Origin of the sequence: Acetobacterium wieringae, from assembly GCF_026646375.1 — a bacterium.
GTDB lineage: Bacteria > Bacillota > Clostridia > Eubacteriales > Eubacteriaceae > Acetobacterium > Acetobacterium wieringae_A.
Map to the genome: position 1 here is coordinate 1 of NZ_JAIPPU010000008.1, position 18,364 is coordinate 18,364.

An 18,364-nucleotide genomic window follows, 5' to 3' on the forward strand; every position below is an offset into this window, starting at 1 on the left:
TTATTTTACCTCATTTCCTTGCAATTTGGGACTGCACTTTTATGATAACACTCCAAAGCAGTTTTGAGTTTCGCCAGGGGCGTCCGAACCTTTAGGCACCACCACAATCTCGATGCCTTCCAGTCGGTAGCTAAAGCCGGCCGAGCCGGCGGGGTTACCGTTTGAGGCCCAAGAAAGCCAGCCCAGGTTCTGAACATGAACCCGATAATAGATGTCAAAGTAATCGGCATCGGCCCCGGTTAAAGAAAGCTCAATGGCTTCCAGCCGCAGGCTCTGGCCTTCGGTGCCGGATTTTTTGCCGTCTGACACATAATTTTTTTCCCAGCCGATATTCTGAACATGGGTGCGGTAGGACACGCCCAGATCGTAGTCGGAATTCATCTGGATTTCGATGGCTTCCAACCGCAGGCTCTGGCCTTCGGTGCCGGATTTTTTGCCATCTGACACATAATTTTTTTCCCAGCCGATATTTTGAACATGAGTGCGGTAGGAAACGTTATAGTTTTTTTGAGGCACTTTAATAACGATTGGGATTTCCAGATCACCATAGTTTTTAGTGCTGGCAATGATCGTAACGGTGGCCGATAGCATGGTTTGATCGCTTTCATCAAGGGTGCCGGCAATTTGGTCTGAAGTGATGCTTGTGCTGTGCGGAACATAGTTGATATAGCAGCTTATAAGACCGGTGTCGGCATCAATGGATAGATCATAGGCACTGTTATCGGAGGCATCCAGACTAGCCACTGAGCTGACAAAACCACCGCTTCCGAACAGAATCCTGAAGGGATCAGTAACTCCGCCAATGCTGAAGCTGGTTGCACCGCTGCCAGTTGGTAGAAGACCTCCGGTATCATAGTTAAAGGGATAGCCTGTTCCGCCGCCAGGCAAATAGGTTGGAGACCCCAGGGTTCCGGCACTGCCCGTTCCGCCACCGCCGAACGGAAATACAACGGTTGAACCACCGGCAGGGGTTGCTGTGATGGTGACTGTTGTGGATGCGGTATAATCTATATAACCGGGTGCACTGATTTTATAATAAACCGTATAGGTGCCTGCTACTGGATAAGAAGGAACCGTGGTGCTGTAGGACAGCCCGTCGGTGCTGTAATAAACTGTCGCACCACTTGGCAAACCGGAGAAATTAAACGCTAAAGGACTGCCTAGGACAATTGTTGGCGGTGTAACGGTTATTCCGGTCATGGTCGGACTGCTGCCGCCGCCAGCGGCATTGACCGTGACCGCTGTGCTGGCTGTGTAGTCCTGATACCCGGTTGCTGTTATTTTAATATAAACCATATAACTGCCGGCTGCTGCGAAGGTGGGTGCAGTCGTGCTAAAAGTCGAATTATCCAGCGAATAGGAGATGCTCGCATTAGCGGGATGACCGGATATATTGTAATTGGGGGTTTGCCCCACTGTGATTGTGACTGAATTGGCGACTGAAATATTAGTCATGGCTGGCAATTGTGTTTTTTTCAGGGTCAGATCACTGGTAACAGAAGTGGAAGCGTCAAAGCTGTTGCTGCCGTTTAACCATTGATAGCCGGAAGCTGGCGCTGGGTAATTGACTACGGTGCTACCATCATTGGCATAACGGGTATACAAAAAAGTTGTATTATCAGTATTTTTAAAGATTAGCTGGTGCACTTGTTTGCTGGAAACATCAGTCAGTACTGGACAGGTATCAGTGCTCAGCATCTGTCCCCAGACTAGGCCGGACTGAGCTGAGTAAGACGAGTTTACAAGATTTGGATTTTGTAGTGACCAGGCTACTGAACCGGAGGCAAAAGTTGCGGCAGTTGTGGAGAAGGTTCCATCGCCGTTATTTTTATCGATGTTATCAAGGTAGTAGGTGTTGGAGATGGTGCCATTGTTAAAACCGGCAATTCCACCGATAAAGCTGCTGCCGGTTACATTACCGGAAACGCTGCAGTTCGCAATACTGGAAGCACCGGTGTTTTGACCGGCAATTCCACCGATATAGCTGGCTGTGCTGGTAACCGAGGCGGTAACTCTGCAGTTGGTAATATCTCCGCCATTTTCATTACTGCCGGCAATTCCACCAACGTAGTTGTTCGTACCGGAAACAGCAGCAGTAACGCTGCAGCCTGTAATCGTCTTGGAATTAAAACCGGCAATACCGCCAATACAGTTGTTTGTACCGGAAACAGCAGCAGTAACGCTGCAGCCTGTAATCGTCCCGGAATTAAAACCGGCAATACCACCAATACAGCTGATCGTCCCGGAAATTGTGCCGGCCACGTTCAGATTGCTGACAGTTCCGCTGTTGGAAGCAATAATGCCTTGGCTGCTGCCAGCAGTTGGCAGGGTAAGGGTGAAGCCTTGGCCGTCAAAGGTGGAGGTAAAGCTGGTAATGGTGGTCAGTGTTGTACTGTCGAAATTAATATTTTGGGTTAAAGCGGCATTGTTAATACTGTGACCGCCTTCACTCAAGTAGGTGGCATAAGCATTGAAATCAGCGGGCGAGCTGATCTCGATCGCACTATGACTTGTATCCGTGGCGAGGCAATAGATGATGACCGAAGCAGGTGCAGACCAGTCCGATGAGTCTGTTTTATATTCGACATAGACAGTATGCGTGCCAGCTGTCAGGCTTGGTGTCACAGGGTTTGCTTCTGTCCAGGCTCCGTTGGTGCCATCCACTTGATAGCGATAGCTGGACGCATTTGTTGCAGTGACGGCAATGGATGCATTTTCAGTATTATTCACTACACTTTTGGCTGCATCAAGAGTGGGTGCAGGAAGTCTTTCGCTTAAGGCAAGGTTGGCCGGTCCGGGGGAAGTATTAACATTGGGCATGGTGTAAGCGTCCGTACCAGCGGCGTAAACGGTATTGCTTCCGTCCAACCAGCAATAGCCGGAAGTATTGCTTGGAATGGTGCCTGATTGCCCAGGATTAAGGTAAATGGTAGACAGAGAATTCGCAGCGCTGGTAAAACTGACTTGATAGACCTGTTTTTCAGATGCAGAAGTCAGCACCGGATAGGGATCAGAACCGACCGTCTGGCCCCAGACCAAGCCAGACTGAGCTGAGTAATTAGAGTTTACAAGCTTTGGATTCTGCAATGCCCAGACCACTGAGCCGGAGGCAAAAGTGTCGGCGGCTGTGTCAATAGAAGCGATTGAGCCGCCATCAGATGAACCAACATCAAGTTGTCCGGTTAGATAGTAGACATTAGAAATGGTACCTTGATAATTATAGCCGGCAATTCCGCCGCAATTGCTGTTGCCGGTCACAATGACGGAAACGCTGCAGTTGGTAATTCTCCCGACAGAGTCATTACTGCCAGCTATCCCGCCAATATATTGGTTATATGCCCCAGTACCCAAAACCGAAGCGTTAGAATTAAGCATACAGTTTCCAATGTAGGAATTATTATAGCCGGCAATTCCGCCAATCATGTTGATTCCGGAAATCGATCCGGAAACGCTACAGTTCTCAATGCGACAGGAAGAGTCGGTATTTTGTCCGGCAATTCCGCCTATATTGGTATCACCGTAAACCGAAGCCGCACTGGATAGGGTACAGGCTGTAATCGTGCCGTAATTATTGCCGGCTATACCGCCAATCATGCTACCTGCGCTGGAAACCGATCCGGAAACGTTGCAGTTGATAATACTCCCGCCCAAATCATTAAACCCAGCTATTCCGCCTATATTGCTCGAACCGGCAACCGAAGCGGTTACGCTGCAGTCGGTAATCGTGCCGGCATTTTTACCGGCTATTGCGCCGATATAGTCCGAATCGGAACTGGAAATTGTGCCGGTAACGATCAGATTGCTGACCGTTCCGCTGTTGGAAGCAAAAACGCCCTGGCTGCTGCCAGCGGTTGGTAAGGTGATTGTATGGTCATCGCCATCAAAAGTGCCAGAAAAAGGATGATCAACAGTTCCGATTGAGATCATAGAATTTGCGTTAAAGGTAATATTTTCTTTCAGCACAGCAGTGGTATTGGCATCGGTATGCCCATCATTTACAGCTGTCGAAAAGGCATTAAAATCCTCCACGGAATCAATTTCATAATCCGCCGCCAAAACACTGTTGCCACTGATAAAAAAAACAGTCAGTATTAGAAACAGTAATAAAAAGGGTCTAAAAAAGCTTGTTTTCATGCTCTCTCCTGTCATCGTATTTCTTGCAAATTTTTACTTATATAACGAATGGCCCTTTGCACTAAAACAGCGCCATGGGCATCGGAAAAGGGAAAGTTGTCTGCTCATCACCTTCAATACAAATCTGTTTCAGCAAGCCACCGTTTTTGTGGTCTTAAAAAACAAAGCGCAGACTCATTAGCTGATTTTGATGCATATTTTCGTCATTGGCACTATTATCGCTATTTGGAACGGTTCCCAGGGAAAGGCGGAGGATTAAAGAATTTTCATTTTGTCTTTGTCTGAAACCGTGAAACCCCGCTGGGAATACACCCGGACGGTTTTTCTGATCACGACTGATGGGGAATTTTTTGTTTATGATTCGGTCATTGGTATTTGGCAGGTGCTTCAATCAATTTAAATGCGGTTAAAAAAGAAAAGAATAGTGCTGAAAAATTTATACCATGGTTAAAATTAAAAGTAAAGATAATTTTTGCTACTAAACTGATGTGAGCCGTTTGAAATTTCCTATCCGGACAGTCTGGAAGATGAGTGGGAAAAGCGTGCTTATTTTTATGCCTACACATTTCCGCAGATCATTGCGGCACATGCTGGTTGTTATTTTTTAATAACAGGGATCCAAACCTCGTATTGGGCATTTTGTGGATCTGCATGGATGTAAACTTCGATGTCCGGGGCATTGCCGTATTCATAGCCTGAAGTGGGGAGCCACTCGGTGACAATCCGTCGTTCTAAGTCTTGAATGGATTGACTCGTACCACTACCAGAAAATATAGCCCATGTTGAGGCCGGAATTTGATATTCCGTTAAGCTGTCATCAATGTCTTGAGTACTTGCAACGGCGATAAAGTACTTCCATTCCTCGGCGTTATTGCAGACACTGACACCCAATAGTCCCATGGGCTGATGATCCATCATTGATGCTAATTTGGAAATTGTGCCATCAGTGGCAGCTTTTTGCCACATTTGGGGGACGATCTCGAAATTTTTTTCAATTTCCTTGTACAAGGGTTGCCCAATGCCAATAATTCGAAAGGCTTGTTTTTGTTCAATTCTGTAATTCATTTCCGCTACTCCTGTAATCGTAATTTTGAAGCTGATCGGCGGGTATGCGCGTAGCTCAATGCCACCTTCTTTAACAAGAGAAGGGGCGACGCCGTGAATAGTTTTGAACGCTCTATTAAATGCAGTAGGCGAAGTATACCCATACTTTAAAGCCACATCAACAATTTTTTCCTCACTACTTAGTAGATCCACAGCGGCCAGTGACATTCTCCGGCGTCGGATATATTCAGATAGCGGAACATTTGCCATGTATGCAAACATTCGTTGGAAATGATAAGTTGAGCAACAGGCAATTGCTGCAGGTTGATTGTAGTCAATTTCCTCAGTAAGATGTTCTTCAATATAATTTATTGCATTATTTAGTCTTTCAATCCATTCCATTGATTCAGCTCCTTATTGTTATTATAATGTTTCAAGAGGATTTGTCCTCTCTTTTCATGCACAAATTAGCGAGTCGTTTTTTAGACGACAAGATTATTATATCGATTTAAACACCTATTTACAATCAGGTAGTTTACAAACGGCGAGTGTTAAAGAAAAGTCGGAGGATGAAAAAGTTTAACGGCTACTGGGCTGCAATTCAATACTTCACGTTGTGAAGGCATTAATTATTCGATCTGAAAGTACCCAAAGCCAGAAAATTTATAAATTTAAAGAGAAGTAAAAAAAGTGTCCGCATCAATAGGGAAAAAGCTCAGCAAAAACGATTCTATGGACTTGGTCGGGGGCGAGAAGCAACGGTCTGGTTTCGATGTCCAAACAGGGGATAATGGCAAATATTGCAAAAAACAGTAAAAACAATAGTAGCCATTATGACCACTATATCTTTTTGTTTTTGTGTCCAGAGCTCTTTATGGCAGACGAGACTATCTGAGTTTTTTGTTTAAAGATCTATCGGAAGGGTAATCAGAAAAATAAGCCAGGTTTATGTTTGGACCGGCTTTCCCATCAATCCGATTGCAAAGTATGATTGAGTGTGTTGAGAGATGCTGTATATGGCGCGTTCCTGATTTGGGTTTGTACAATGAAAGCTTGGTTCCTGAAGGTGGTCGATTGGCTTGGATGGGCATTTGTGATGCTGATACAATTAGGGATTGCTGTCGCTGAAAGATTTTAGTATGAAAGTGAAGGTTTCTATTATGAAAAAAACTACAATCGTGATACTTAGTGTAACATCTGCCGTGGTTTTGCTGGTTCTGATGGGGATGATGGCCTATATCATCTTTTTACTGACAAACAACAACCCAATTCAACAAAACGTTAATAATGGATTGGGATGGATGATGAATTCGGGGATGATGAATTCTGATGTGATGGGTTCTGGCATGATGCATGAATCGGTTGAAAGCGAACATGATTATTTAATTCATATGATTGCGCACCACGAAGAGGCTGTAGCATCAGCCAATACGCTGAAAGCGAATACCCAGCGTGAAGAGATGAAAAATTTCGCAGATGATATTATTAAAACCCAGAGTGCTGAAATTGAACAGATGAAAAGCTGGCTTGATACTTGGTATCCCAATGAGGATCATTCGGTTGATTATCAGCCGATGATGCGGGATCTTACTGGCCTTAAGGGCGATGCCGTGGATCAGGCCTTCCTGCAAGATATGATTTTCCATCACATGGATGCAGTGATGATGTCACAACAATTGATCGTCAGCGGCTTTGCCAAACATGCCGAAATCATTCCCTTTGCTGAAACAATCCGAGATAATCAGCGCAATGAGATTTTTATGATGCGTAGGTGGTTGTCAGAATGGTTCTAAACGGACGGAGAATGATTTGTGACGCTGGCTGATATTTGATGCAGTTGTGCGAAGCATTTAAAAGAGTGATTGGAAACTATTCCTGAAAAATTAAAATGACAGAACAGCTTCTTTGTTTAACTGGAATATGACGAACGAAACGTCCCCATGTCATCCCCGTGTTGTTGGGGTTATTTCAAATAATGTACTTGACAAGTGAACAAGTGTTAACTATTATTAGGTTAACATTTGTTCACTTTTGCGTGTTATTAAAGGAGCGATGATGAATGCTAAGGAGCGCATAGTATATATTTCTTTGGAGTTATTTGCACAGAAAGGTTTTTCGGGCGCATCAGTAAGAGACATTGCAAGTGTAGTCGGCGTACGTGAAAGCCCACTATATAAGCATTTCAAAAACAAACAGGATATTTTAGACAATATCTTGGTGATCATGAAAGAGCGAATCGAATTGGTCTATCAGGAAAATGAAGTTCCGAGGTCATGACCGAAGATGTTGTTGCGGCCTATAAGAAATTATCGCTTAAAAAATTATGTGAAATATCCTGGAATTTGTTCTCTCTTTTTACGAAAGATCCGTTGGTATCAAATTTTAGAAGATTGTTAATGCGTGAACAGTTTGGGAATGAACAGATAGCCAGGCAGTATGGGGAGTCTTATTTATTAGGTGTGGTTCGTAAGCAAGGCAAGACGTTTGTAAAGCTTGTTGAAGGTAAATTGTTTAGGGAAGAAAATCTGGAAATCATTGCGCTTCAATTTTATGGGCCGATTCTGTTACTGTTTCAACAATATGATTGTAATCCCGAGAATGAAGAACAGATTAAGGGTTACTTAAATGAACATATAAGAGCATTTGGAAAAAATTATAACAGGACGGTGTGATCAGTTGAAGAAGAGGGGAAAAGTGATCAAAATAATTAGCGGTATTTTAGTTGTAGTGGCGGTTGTGCTGGTAGTAAAATTTAATCTCGAGTTGAAAAAGGCGTCAGAACGATTTGAAACATACCAGAATAAAGCAGAAACCGTTGAAACATCATACGGAAAAATAACCTATATTGATGAAGGCGTGGGTGAAGTCATCCTGAGCTGTCATGGCATCTGCGGCGGTTACGATCAAGCCTATGATACACTTTCGGATAAAACAGATACTTATCGAGTGATCGCTCCTTCTCGATTCGGGTATCCGGGAAGTGATGTCGCAACGAATCCGAGTATTGATAGTCAAGTAGAAACCTTTGTTGAACTGCTTGATGCATTAAATATTGATAAAGTATATGTGCTTGGCACTTCCGCCGGAGGAGCAGTTGCAATTAAATTTGCGCTTTTGCATCCAGAACGTACAAAGGGCTTGATCTTATACTGCTCCGGTTATCCGGCAACTGAAAAGCCAGCCAACGAAGCCACTTATGTGGGACCGCCTGCAGCAATCTGTTATGACTTTCCAATGTGGTTTTTTAGCCCCTTATTTGAACCACTGATGGGGATGGACAGTGACACGATCGGATTAATTATGCCATTAAGTGAAAGACATGATGGCATTGTTTTAGATGCGAAAATTGCTAATACTGATATGGATAATCATTATGAGGAGTATGATATGAGTAAAGTGAGTGTTCCGGTATTAATTGCGCATGCCGAAGATGATAAACTGGCGGATTATAGTAAAGCCGCTTTATGGTCAGAGAAAATACCAAATTGTACATTTGTGTCATGCAAAACGGGAGGCCATTTAATGACCGGAAATTCAGTGAAAATCGATGAGGCATTTAACCGCTTTATTCATGTGGATTAACAAATGATTCTCCTTCTGTTGGGTATAATAGATAAGATGAATAAAACGTGTCTATGTTTTTCTGAATTAAGCATAAGTCGCTTTAAGTGAAATAGAAAAATGTCGCACAGTTCTCAGATGGAGTGCCCTCTTATTACCATTTCAATTTATATTTTAGTAATTATCTTTTCTTATGAAAATTTAGTAAAGTGTTATTTATCTCATTTTTAATAATGAAGGTAGAATGTTCCATTAGCTGATCGTTGCGCTTGGGTTATTTTAGGGCACTTTCGGGCGGCTATTTTGTTACGCGTAAGGAAGGGAGCGAGATGAATTTAAAGACTAAGAAGATAATAATCGGGACAATCGGTGTTGGTTTAACAATACTCGTGTTAGCTTTGGTCAATAGTTTTACCGGGAATCCGATAGCTAACGGATTGGCGAGAAAAGGGGCGCAGCACTATATGGACACCCATTACAGTGATTTAAATCTTTCGATTGCGAAGAGCGCGTATAGTTTTAAGGATGGCTCATACTACGTATCGGTGCAGTCAAATACAAGCAAGGATACCGCATTTAACATTTACGTTGACAGCTACGGAAACGTGAGGAGTGATAACTACCAGTACGAGGTTGAAAATAATTTTACCACTTTTCGAAGATTAGATAAAGAGTTGCGAGAAAAATCAATTGAGCTGATTGATGGCAAGTTGGATTATGACTTTGATTATATTGCATTTCGTTTTGTCAAGGAAGCGAATTTCTTGTTACTTGAGCGCGACATGCAAGTGGATATCCACAATCCGCCACTGCCTATTACGATCGATGTGACGTTGTTTAGTGAAGATGTTTCCTATGATAAAATTGCTGAAGTTTCCAAAGCTTTGGAAACCATCTTAGTTGAAAACGACATTCCCATTGTTGACTACAATATTCGTATTTTGCCATTGTCCGATAAACCGCAAAATAAAGATCAAGCGGTTTCGTGGGTCAATTCACTTTCGATTTCTGATTTCCCGACAGCGCTAATGAATTCGGAAAATCTGTCACAGGTGATGGATCAGTTTGAAATGAACCGGGTCAATGAGGTAAATGAAAAAGATAAAAAATGAATGAGTATCAAGAAGATGGTTATTGTGTGGTTGTGAATTCTGTCTAATACAGAAATTGTCAGAGATAAGTTTGTAATTGCGGTCTGCCTATCAGTAACTACCATTGCTCAATCTGATGAAAAAATGATCTTACATCACATAGGGGAGTATCCACCAATTGAGACGGTACTGGGGAAAGCAATGGGGGCACTGTTTGGTTACAAATGGTTTCAAAATATTGTGAGACCAAAAGGCTGATGGATGGTATAATTAATGAAATATGGGTCAGTTTGTGATAAACACAAGTCGATGAAATGTAAAAAACAGCACCTTTGTCAAACCGGAATATGACGAACGAAACGTCCTCGAGTCATGCCTGTGTCACGTGATGGTAAACGGCTAAAGCGGGCACTGGTTAAATTAATTGGCGCGTAAGGTAGTTTGTCGGCTTGTATCTGACCAGAATATAAAAGGAGACAAAAATGGCAACCAGTAAGGAATTTGCAGAGTATGTTTGTGATCAACTAATGGCAGCGGGAAACGTCAGCTGCAGAAAAATGTTTGGCGAATATGGCGTTTATCTTGACGAAAAAATTGTGGGTCTGATCTGCGATAATCAGTTTTTTTTAAAGAAAACCGAAGTGGGGCGGTCCATGATCGAAGAACACCTGACAACCGTTGAGGAGGGGCTTCCATACCCCGGGGCCAAACCACAGTTTTTGATTGAATCATTGGATGACCGGGAGTGGCTGGGGGAATTGTTGCAGGCCAGCTATCAGGAACTGCCAATGCCCAAACCCAAGAAAAAGAAAAAATGATGAATCAGCAAGTGTATAAAAAGACTTACAAACCACTTATTTTGTGGCTGCTGTTCTTTCTGGCAGCAAGCACCCTGATGCCAATGGGGATCAACAGAATAATGCAGGAACACTTAAAGATTACTTGGGGGGCGGGTGCTGAGGTTAAAATGATCCTGATGTTCATGGTGCTTGCCATTGATGGATTAATGTGGATGATTTATGCCGGTGAATATGTCTACTGGATTAATGGCGGGCCCAGCTTTGAGGAAGCAAAAGCAGCGGGCAGTGAAAAAAGAAAAGCATATGCAGGGGCGCATTTAAAGGTGTTTTTAAAAATGACATTACTTTGCTGTATCTACCTTGCAATCAGTTTGCTTTTTCGATTTCCGATGGGGATTGATATTGTTGCGATCACAGCAGCTGTTGTTGGCGCAGCGATTAAGACCATGCCGATTCGCTTTGATTAAAATCGTTGGTCACATTTGATGTGAGGCAGTCACAGCCAATCTGCCATAGCGGCGATATATTGTTTTTAACGACATTAAAGCTTCGACAATCCGAAACAATCAGCGCAATGAAATCTTCATGATGCGCCAAACAACCGCAGCGTGAGGCATCAAACCATCTTTATGGATATTTTTGACGGAAGAAAAAAACGGCTAGTGTGTGATAGCCGTTTTTTTTATGCATTAATCCTTTTTCTCGTCAATCAAGTCAGACAGTTCGCCTTCCTCGTCGAGTTTTTTCAGGTCCGAAAAGCCGCCAATACAGGTCTCCCCGATAAAAATAAAGGGGACGCTATAGTGATGGGTTTCTGCCTGTAACTGATAACGCAGGTCATCATTCTTAAAAATATCAACATCGGTGTAGGCAATTCCTCGTTCATCAAGCAGTTTTTTGGCACCATTGGAATACGGACAAAACGGCCAGGTATACAATTTTATTTCTTTTTTCATGGGTCTCCTTTCTTTACATCATCAGGGATCAATGTGATGGTATTATTCTACCCACCACTGGTCACTTAAAACGCCAGTATTTTTCAAAAAAACGTTTCAAAAACCGAGTGGCAAAACGGAGATATTCAAAAACGGAGAAAAATAAAACAGGTTATCAAACAGTTTAGGATAAACCGAGTTAATACGGTAAATGAAGGCGCTAAAAGTGAACACATACCCGGAAGAGAGCAGTTGTTAAGAATAATAAAATGGCTGTTTTGGATTCGTCGGAATCGGGAGTACAATCGCTTTTATGACGGCTATACCGGGTATTATTCTTCAGATTATAGTGGTGCCGCTGCTGGTTTTCGCGCTGGAAAAATCAGGCGTGATGATTCCCTATTTAATGGAGTCGGAGATAATCCTGGCGATCGATCTATCCGACCAAATGATTGCTCAGGCACGGGCTAAATGTCCATTGCCATTCGTCTGTTTTGACAATGTCGATTTTTACCGGCTTCAGACAATGGCTTTGACGTGGCTATTGCCTATAGCGCATATCCGCATTTTAAGGATAAACCAGGGTTTTCCAAAAAACTGGCTGATTCATTGGTAGCAGGGGGGCCGATCGGCGCCCGAGTGTTACGCTTGCCGGGATATGTTCATATGGTGGCGGATATTGTTTTTATTAAAAGACGCCAGCAGGTCATCCAGCTGTCGTTCCATCGTTTGAATCACCTGTTCCTCGTCCTGATAGCTAATCACTTTAAAGACACTCTCAATCTCAACGATGCCATAGTTGTTGTTTAGCTGCTTGTTCAAAAACGCATTCATCAGACTGTCGGCGACGGACTTTAAGACGTCGACATTTTTATCAATCGCTTTGATCTGATCAATCGTTTTACCCCGATTGATCAGAAAATCCAGCTGGGTGATGCTGATCAGGTAGGACGCACTGTAAAAACTCAGCCATTCGCGAACCTGCCGGTTAAACGCCTGTTTTTCAACGGTTTCAATCAGTTTTTCAGGCGTCAGCCCGTTATAGTCAATGTTGTCGAGCAGCAGCAACTTAAAATTGACATTGAGTTTTCTGGCATTATTCCAGATTTCGGCAATCAACCGTCGGCGTTCGGTGGCATAACTGACAATTGCGACAATCAGACTGACGAGCGATCCGGTAAAGATGCCAAAAAGAAACGAATTGTAGTTATCGAGGTTATTAAGAATATGACTTTTAAACGGGTCGACAATTAAATCGGGGATTATATCGTCAATCGCAAAAATCGCAATTGCAGATAAAACCGTTAAAACCAGGGTCACAATCGTACTGTACTTAAATGTCTTCATAAACAACGCTCCAGATTTTTTTATTTATTATAACTAAGTTTATTTTGATTGTAAATCTATTGATTAAAATAAAATTCGTAAAAGCGAAGGTTATCAGTAAGGATTTTGGCGAGTTTGATAAACCCTGCAGGCGTTGCGTTATCAAGGTGTGTTGAACTGTCAAATTTGTTGTCACTGTGGAATGCGGATGCGTGTTGATTTTGACAACCATACTCTGCGCAATGTACAAGCGGTCAACGTGTATATTTAATATACTCGCCGGAAATGGTTGAAATGGGACAGATGGTGCACCAGGTGCGTGGTTTATAAACCAGGGACAGAATCACACCGATAAACGTGGTGGTCATCATCATGGAATAAAAACGGTAGGACAGATGCGTCAACCAGGCTGGTAGCCTTTCAAATGTGATCAATTGAGGCATTTCAAATGGCAGGGGAATCACAATCAGAAAACGCAGGTATTCCAAAGCGGGTGAAAAGCCCAGTCCAACACGAATGGTGGTCATGGTGATAATGGTTAGACTGATGCCAAAATAGATAAGCATAATCCATTTCATCTTACCCTGGATAAAAAAAGCTGGCGTTTTCAACGATAATTTCGAAGTAAGTTTGCCAGTTTTGTTCAGCAGACTGGCCCGGGGGCAGTAGCCTTGGCACCAGGTTTTTTTACGGTTTCTAAACAATAAAATAAAGGGCAGCATCATACAGATGAGACCTAAAATGGCGAAGTGAATATTGATAAATCCCAAAGTAAAATAAGTCAGTACCAGGAGAAATAAGAATCGATTATTTTTCATACAACAGCACCTTCACTTTAAAACGAAGAACGGATCATAAAACCGGGACTGGTTCCATAAATCCCATTTCGATGCAGTTTGTCAGTAATGGGGTAACTGCCGTTGAGGTAGCCAAGCCGTTTGTAGCAAAGAAGCCCCAGTGCGCCTTTGACACGTGAGTCGATTATTTTGATATACATTTTTACCTCCGAAAAAATTTGATGGGTCAAGTGAATGTCTCTTATTGTATCAAAGGCTTTTTTTGAAATCGGTGATTAGATCACAGTAAATAAACGGATAGTTCAGAAGCCCTGATGCCAGGGGGACTTATGCTGATTTGAGAGATACTCCACAAATGAACCGATGCCAAGTATTTGCAGTTGAATAAAACATCAAATAAGGATATGATTTTATCAACTGGAAAGGAGTCGTTGACAATGCCAAATATCAAACCAGTCTCGAACCTAAGAAACGATCCGGAAGTATTGCGGGATGTTGCGGTGGCAAACCAGTTTTTTTAACAAAAATAGTCGAGCCATGGGAAGATCACTGGCATTGGCAAAGACAACAAAAAAGGCTCTGTTTATTGAAAATGAAAAAGGAGGGATCAGAAATAATGAAAGACAGAAAAAATATTCTATTTCTTGCCATTGGCGTGCTACTCTCAGTAGTTTCGAAACTGTTGCAATTTGTTTATCAAGCGAAGATTGGGGACTTCATTGTTATACCGGCAGCGGTATTTTTTGTGTTGGCGATTTTGCACTCGTTGCCAGCTTTTAAAGCCCTGTATCGCACCGCTAAAGGAGCCCGACAAGCCAATATTATGGCAACCCTGGCTTGTTCGGCAGTGGTGTCATTTCAGATTATGATGATCCTGATTATTGGCAATAGCAATTGGTTGGGGTTGTTGCTGCTGGTGCCATTTATAGCACTGGGAGCTCTGTTTGGGGTTAAATGGTTTCAAAACATTGTGAAGCCAAAAGGCTGAGGTGGAGGAGGTTCGTTGGCAGATTTAGCGGGAAGAACAAACGTTGTTACAATCCTTTCCGATAAGTGTTGCGGGTTTAGAGAATTTCAGCGATTCTGAAACGACAAAAAACCTGCCACTCGCTGGTAACAGGTTTCCGTAATTTTATCTTGATATTTTTGATTAAATTGATAAAAACAACGCTACAATTTCATAAAGCGTTTGATTAAAAATCGGGTTGGTTTATAATAAAAGCCTTCCATGGTTTTGGCAACTGTCGTCAGCTCATCTCTTATTTTTATATTCTGGGGGCAATGGCTTTCACATTTCCCGCATTTTGAACAAAGAGATGCATTACTCGTCTGGCTTTTGACACTGGTTTGTATAATATACTTGCTAAGCGCCGCTGTTTTTCCTTCAATCTCCCGATCATTATAGGTTGAGAAGCACGTAGGAATGTCAACACCTTTCGGACACGGTAAGCAATAATTACATCCGGTACAGGGGATTTTTATCTTTTCGCTAAGTATTTGGGTGACCTGATTAAACAACCCGAAATCAGCCTCAGTAAAGGCATTGGCTTTCGCCTGGGATGCGACTTTAATGTTTTCTTCAACCATCGCCTGTGAATTCATGCCCGATAAAACAACCGTAACTTCGGGATGATTCCAAATCCAACGAAAGGCCCACTCCGCTGGGGAACGCTTCACGTAAGCATTGTCCCACACCTTATAAACTTCCTTGGGCAGATTGGTAACCAGCTTCCCCCCTCTTAAGGGTTCCATGATCATCACCGGCAACCCTTTGGCAGCAGCATATTCCAAACCGCCTTTGCCAGCCTGTTTATTTTCATCCAGAAAATTATATTGGATCATACAAAATTCCCAGTCATAGGCATCCACCAGTTTTATGAATTCATCCCGGCCGCCATGGTATGAAAAACCAATATTGATAATCTGTCCGGCCTGTTTTTTTTCCGCAATCCATTTGAGAATCCCTAAATTGACCAGCCGCGTCCAGATATTGACATCGGTTAGCATGTGCAGAAAATAATAGTCAATACGATCGGTTTGCAGCCGCTCCAGTTCGGCATTGAAAATCTTATCCAGGTCTTCATACTTCTTTACTAAATAGGGCGGCATCTTGGTGGCAATTTTTACCCGGTCACGATAGCCTTTGGCAAGCACCCGGCCTAAAATCGCTTCGCTTTTGGGATAAATATAGGCGGTGTCAAAATAATTGATGCCATTTTCAATGGCATAGATGATTTGTTGCTCAACCTCTTTTTCATCTTTGGCAAAACGCATACACCCAAAACCCAGGGCAGAAAGTTTGTCGCCATTTTTAGGATTGATTCGATAATTCATATACGTAGCTCCTTCATTAATTCATTATAAACGCTTTTGATCAGTATTCTCTGATTTCATTGTATCTTAACTGTGATGACGTACAATCAATATGACTGATTAGTCATTCATTTGCAAAAAAAATTAGTTTTTAATGCTGTCCCATAGAAAATTAAATGACGTTTCAACAAATCCGTCGTCGGCTGCCAAACTGGGGTTATCAATAAAATAATAGGTGTTCGCATTGAGGATACCCATCAGCAGATTGCTCATATAATCCAGACTGACATTTTTGATAATTTCCTGCTCAATTCCTTCGGAAATTAACTCCATGATATTATTAAATTTACTTAACCCTTCTTTCCGGGTGGCTTCCCCGATACAGGAAGCATTACAGAACTGTTGAAAAAACAAAAATTCGTCAGTATGATCAAGGCTCCAGCCGATGTAATTAATATAAATCCGTTTGAGTTTGCTTCTGAAAGTCGATTCCTGTTCAAGACCAAGGGTTAAACGCCGGGTCAAGGATTCTTTGCAGGTCAAATAAAGCACATTAATCAGTTCTTCCTTGCTTCCAAAATAGTTAAACAGTGTCCCGGTTGCCACCCCAGCCTCTTTTGTAATCCGAGCGGTTGGTGTGTTATCAAAGCCATATAAATTAAAAAGTTTTAAGGCTGCTCTTAATAGTCTGTCGCGCTTATCCAATTCATGCCTCCTGACCAATCTTTTTTTGAATCTTGATGATGTTGATTATACTGTAAAATGACTATTCAGTCAATTTAAATTTCTGACATACTTTGCTTTTAAACTTTTTTATCTGCCTTCACGAAATAAAAAGATTTGGGATAACCTGCTTGCCTATTGGTCTCATGGCAGATGCAGCTTTCGCAGATCGCCATCGTGGATTCGTAGCTTATTCTGGATTTAAAAAAATCGACCCAAATGAAATGGATAACGTTGTTGAAGGAATTGTTGGCAGATAAGCGAACTCAGCGGATCGTGAAGATTCAAAAGAAAATGGGGGGATTATCCGCCAAGTGAGTCGGTTCTGGGGCTGGGAAAGGCGCTTTTGTTAAAGTAATGGACATGACAAACAAAACGTCCCCATGTCTCCAAAGTGGTGCCTTTGATTTGAATAATGGGTGAATAAGATGTGTATTGTAATTATATTTAAGGACAATGTCAATAAAATAGGCTATAATATCTTTAAATATTAGATAAGGGGTGACAAATTATGGCACAAACAAATCTCAACATCCGGATGGATGAAGAATTGAAAAAAAACTTTGATATGATTTGTACAGAACTGGGCTTAAATATGACAGCAGCGATCAATGTTTTTGCAAGAGCGGTGGTTCGTAAGCATGGAATTCCCTTTGATTTGACGATCAATGATGATTTTTTCTATAGTGAAGCAAACGTGGAAAGATTAAGAAAATCCATCAAAAGTCTTGAGGCTGGCAAGGGAACCATTCATGAGCTAATTGAGGCTGATGATGAATAAGGTCTGGACGGATGAGGCCTGGGAAGATTACCTATATTGGCAAAGCCAGGATAAAAAGACATTAAAGCGAATCAATGTACTTTGCAGGATATTGACCGGAATGGTTATGAAGGAATTGGGAAACCAGAACCATTAAGGCATGAATTTCAGGGTTTTTGGAGTCGCCGAATTGATGACACCAATCGTATTGTATACCGAATAAAAGACGGTCAAATCGAAGTTGTGCAATGTCGTTTTCACTATAAATAAACGGATAAAGCAAACGGATTGGCTAAGCGAAACGTCCCCCGGGTCATGCACGACAGGTCTTTTTTTCAGCGTTTTAATAGTGTGGGATTTAGAGGGGCTTCTCGACATCAATCAGCAGTTCGTTGTGTCTTAAGAACAAAGGCGTAAAGGGGGAATTATAACGGGCCAGACGGAAATTGCCATGGGTCTTAAGATTCTTTTCCTGAAGCCATTGGAGTAATTTTGATTGGAGTTCAGCAAGCTTTTCTTTTTTCACGGAACCGGAAAAAGTAATGGCAGCAACGGTTTTTTCATCGATTTTATTAATGGCAATTCGTGAATTACCCGGTTCTGGGGGCGGTTCGTTGGCATATTTAGCGGGAAGAACAAACGCTGTTATTGAAATACCTGTTCCGAGTTCATTAAACACCGGAACAGTCATTGCAATTTTTAGATGTTTGGAATTGTTCCCGTTGATGTAATCAAAAATCTGATTAAATCCACTGGCGTTTTCACTTTTTTTATCGTCGATCGAAGCCGTCAGATAACTTTTGTAGGCGCGAAGCTCGAAATCATTATCTTTCTCAATCACTGTGTATTCTGGGGTTTCATAATTTGGCATGATCTTTCC

19 protein-coding genes and 1 pseudogene are annotated in these 18,364 nt (G+C 42.2%); 11 read left to right on the forward strand and 9 right to left on the reverse strand.

What is annotated here, in order from left to right:
* Positions 1-39: 39 nt before the first annotated feature.
* Complete coding sequence (locus Q7P33_RS08565) at positions 40-4,134, reverse strand: GLUG motif-containing protein (RefSeq protein WP_303869273.1); 4,095 nt, start codon at positions 4,132-4,134, stop codon at positions 40-42.
* Positions 4,135-4,731: 597 nt separating this feature from the next.
* Positions 4,732-5,580 (reverse strand): AraC family transcriptional regulator, encoded by an 849-nt coding sequence (locus tag Q7P33_RS08570; protein ID WP_303869276.1) that lies wholly within the window; start codon positions 5,578-5,580, stop codon positions 4,732-4,734.
* Between the two features lie 758 nt (positions 5,581-6,338).
* Between Q7P33_RS08570 and Q7P33_RS08575 the strand changes: the two genes are divergently transcribed.
* The 7 genes from Q7P33_RS08575 to Q7P33_RS08605 all read left to right on the forward strand — a co-directional run bounded on the left by Q7P33_RS08575 (position 6,339) and on the right by Q7P33_RS08605 (position 11,097).
* Positions 6,339-6,971, forward strand: a complete 633-nt coding sequence (locus tag Q7P33_RS08575) for a DUF305 domain-containing protein (protein WP_303869278.1) — start codon at positions 6,339-6,341, stop codon at positions 6,969-6,971.
* Positions 6,972-7,230: 259 nt separating this feature from the next.
* Positions 7,231-7,455 (forward strand): TetR/AcrR family transcriptional regulator, encoded by a 225-nt coding sequence (locus Q7P33_RS08580; protein WP_303869281.1) that lies wholly within the window; start codon positions 7,231-7,233, stop codon positions 7,453-7,455.
* Entirely contained in the window at positions 7,452-7,850 is a 399-nt protein-coding gene (locus tag Q7P33_RS08585) for a hypothetical protein (protein ID WP_303869285.1), read from the forward strand. The genes Q7P33_RS08580 and Q7P33_RS08585 overlap by 4 nt, the downstream gene beginning before the upstream one ends.
* 22 nt (positions 7,851-7,872) lie before the next feature.
* A complete protein-coding gene (locus tag Q7P33_RS08590) occupies positions 7,873-8,760 on the forward strand; it encodes an alpha/beta fold hydrolase (RefSeq protein ID WP_303869287.1) in 888 nt (295 codons plus the stop codon).
* Between the two features lie 308 nt (positions 8,761-9,068).
* Positions 9,069-9,851 carry a hypothetical protein gene (locus Q7P33_RS08595; RefSeq protein WP_303869290.1) on the forward strand — a complete coding sequence of 261 codons (783 nt, stop codon included), beginning with the start codon at positions 9,069-9,071 and terminating at the stop codon, positions 9,849-9,851.
* 461 nt (positions 9,852-10,312) lie between these two features.
* Positions 10,313-10,648: a TfoX/Sxy family protein gene (locus Q7P33_RS08600; protein ID WP_303869292.1), complete on the forward strand. Its 336-nt coding sequence runs from the start codon at positions 10,313-10,315 to the stop codon at positions 10,646-10,648.
* A complete protein-coding gene (locus Q7P33_RS08605) occupies positions 10,576-11,097 on the forward strand; it encodes a hypothetical protein (protein ID WP_303869295.1) in 522 nt (173 codons plus the stop codon). The genes Q7P33_RS08600 and Q7P33_RS08605 overlap by 73 nt, the downstream gene beginning before the upstream one ends.
* A gap of 222 nt (positions 11,098-11,319) precedes the next feature.
* On the opposite strand, the gene Q7P33_RS08610 is transcribed toward Q7P33_RS08605, so the two are convergent.
* The gene (locus Q7P33_RS08610) at positions 11,320-11,586 is read right to left on the reverse strand and encodes a glutaredoxin domain-containing protein (RefSeq protein ID WP_250934491.1); all 267 of its coding nucleotides are present in this window, start codon (positions 11,584-11,586) and stop codon (positions 11,320-11,322) included.
* Between the two features lie 292 nt (positions 11,587-11,878).
* Here Q7P33_RS08610 and Q7P33_RS08615 point away from each other — a divergent pair, with 292 nt between their 5' ends.
* The gene (locus Q7P33_RS08615) at positions 11,879-12,181 is read left to right on the forward strand and encodes a hypothetical protein (RefSeq protein WP_303869301.1); all 303 of its coding nucleotides are present in this window, start codon (positions 11,879-11,881) and stop codon (positions 12,179-12,181) included.
* Between the two features lie 26 nt (positions 12,182-12,207).
* On the opposite strand, the gene Q7P33_RS08620 is transcribed toward Q7P33_RS08615, so the two are convergent.
* The 3 genes from Q7P33_RS08620 to Q7P33_RS08630 all read right to left on the reverse strand — a co-directional run bounded on the left by Q7P33_RS08620 (position 12,208) and on the right by Q7P33_RS08630 (position 13,888).
* Positions 12,208-12,912 carry a hypothetical protein gene (locus Q7P33_RS08620; protein WP_303869304.1) on the reverse strand — a complete coding sequence of 235 codons (705 nt, stop codon included), beginning with the start codon at positions 12,910-12,912 and terminating at the stop codon, positions 12,208-12,210.
* A gap of 233 nt (positions 12,913-13,145) precedes the next feature.
* Entirely contained in the window at positions 13,146-13,709 is a 564-nt protein-coding gene (locus Q7P33_RS08625) for a hypothetical protein (RefSeq protein ID WP_303869306.1), read from the reverse strand.
* 17 nt (positions 13,710-13,726) lie between these two features.
* Positions 13,727-13,888: a YtxH domain-containing protein gene (locus Q7P33_RS08630; RefSeq protein ID WP_303869307.1), complete on the reverse strand. Its 162-nt coding sequence runs from the start codon at positions 13,886-13,888 to the stop codon at positions 13,727-13,729.
* Positions 13,889-14,304: 416 nt separating this feature from the next.
* On the opposite strand from Q7P33_RS08630, the gene Q7P33_RS08635 reads away from it, so the two are divergent.
* A complete protein-coding gene (locus tag Q7P33_RS08635; protein WP_070369595.1) occupies positions 14,305-14,676 on the forward strand; it encodes a hypothetical protein in 372 nt (123 codons plus the stop codon).
* A gap of 182 nt (positions 14,677-14,858) precedes the next feature.
* Here Q7P33_RS08635 and Q7P33_RS08640 read toward each other — a convergent pair whose 3' ends face one another.
* Together Q7P33_RS08640 and Q7P33_RS08645 are read right to left on the reverse strand one after the other, a co-directional pair.
* Complete coding sequence (locus tag Q7P33_RS08640; RefSeq protein WP_303869309.1) at positions 14,859-16,022, reverse strand: aldo/keto reductase; 1,164 nt, start codon at positions 16,020-16,022, stop codon at positions 14,859-14,861.
* Positions 16,023-16,145: 123 nt separating this feature from the next.
* Positions 16,146-16,706: a TetR/AcrR family transcriptional regulator gene (locus Q7P33_RS08645; protein WP_303869311.1), complete on the reverse strand. Its 561-nt coding sequence runs from the start codon at positions 16,704-16,706 to the stop codon at positions 16,146-16,148.
* 529 nt (positions 16,707-17,235) lie between these two features.
* Between Q7P33_RS08645 and Q7P33_RS08650 the strand changes: the two genes are divergently transcribed.
* Both Q7P33_RS08650 and Q7P33_RS08655 read left to right on the forward strand, forming a co-directional pair.
* Positions 17,236-17,505, forward strand: coding sequence for a type II toxin-antitoxin system RelB/DinJ family antitoxin (locus Q7P33_RS08650; protein WP_070369589.1), 270 nt, complete (start codon positions 17,236-17,238; stop codon positions 17,503-17,505).
* Positions 17,498-17,754, forward strand: a pseudogene (locus tag Q7P33_RS08655) (Txe/YoeB family addiction module toxin). Before Q7P33_RS08650 ends, Q7P33_RS08655 begins: the two are co-directional and overlap by 8 nt.
* Before the next feature lie 88 nt (positions 17,755-17,842).
* On the opposite strand, the gene Q7P33_RS08660 reads toward Q7P33_RS08655, so the two are convergent.
* On the reverse strand, positions 17,843-18,355 hold the full coding sequence (locus tag Q7P33_RS08660) for a heme-binding protein (RefSeq protein WP_303869313.1): 513 nt from the start codon (positions 18,353-18,355) through the stop codon (positions 17,843-17,845).
* Between the last annotated feature and the right edge of the window lie 9 nt (positions 18,356-18,364).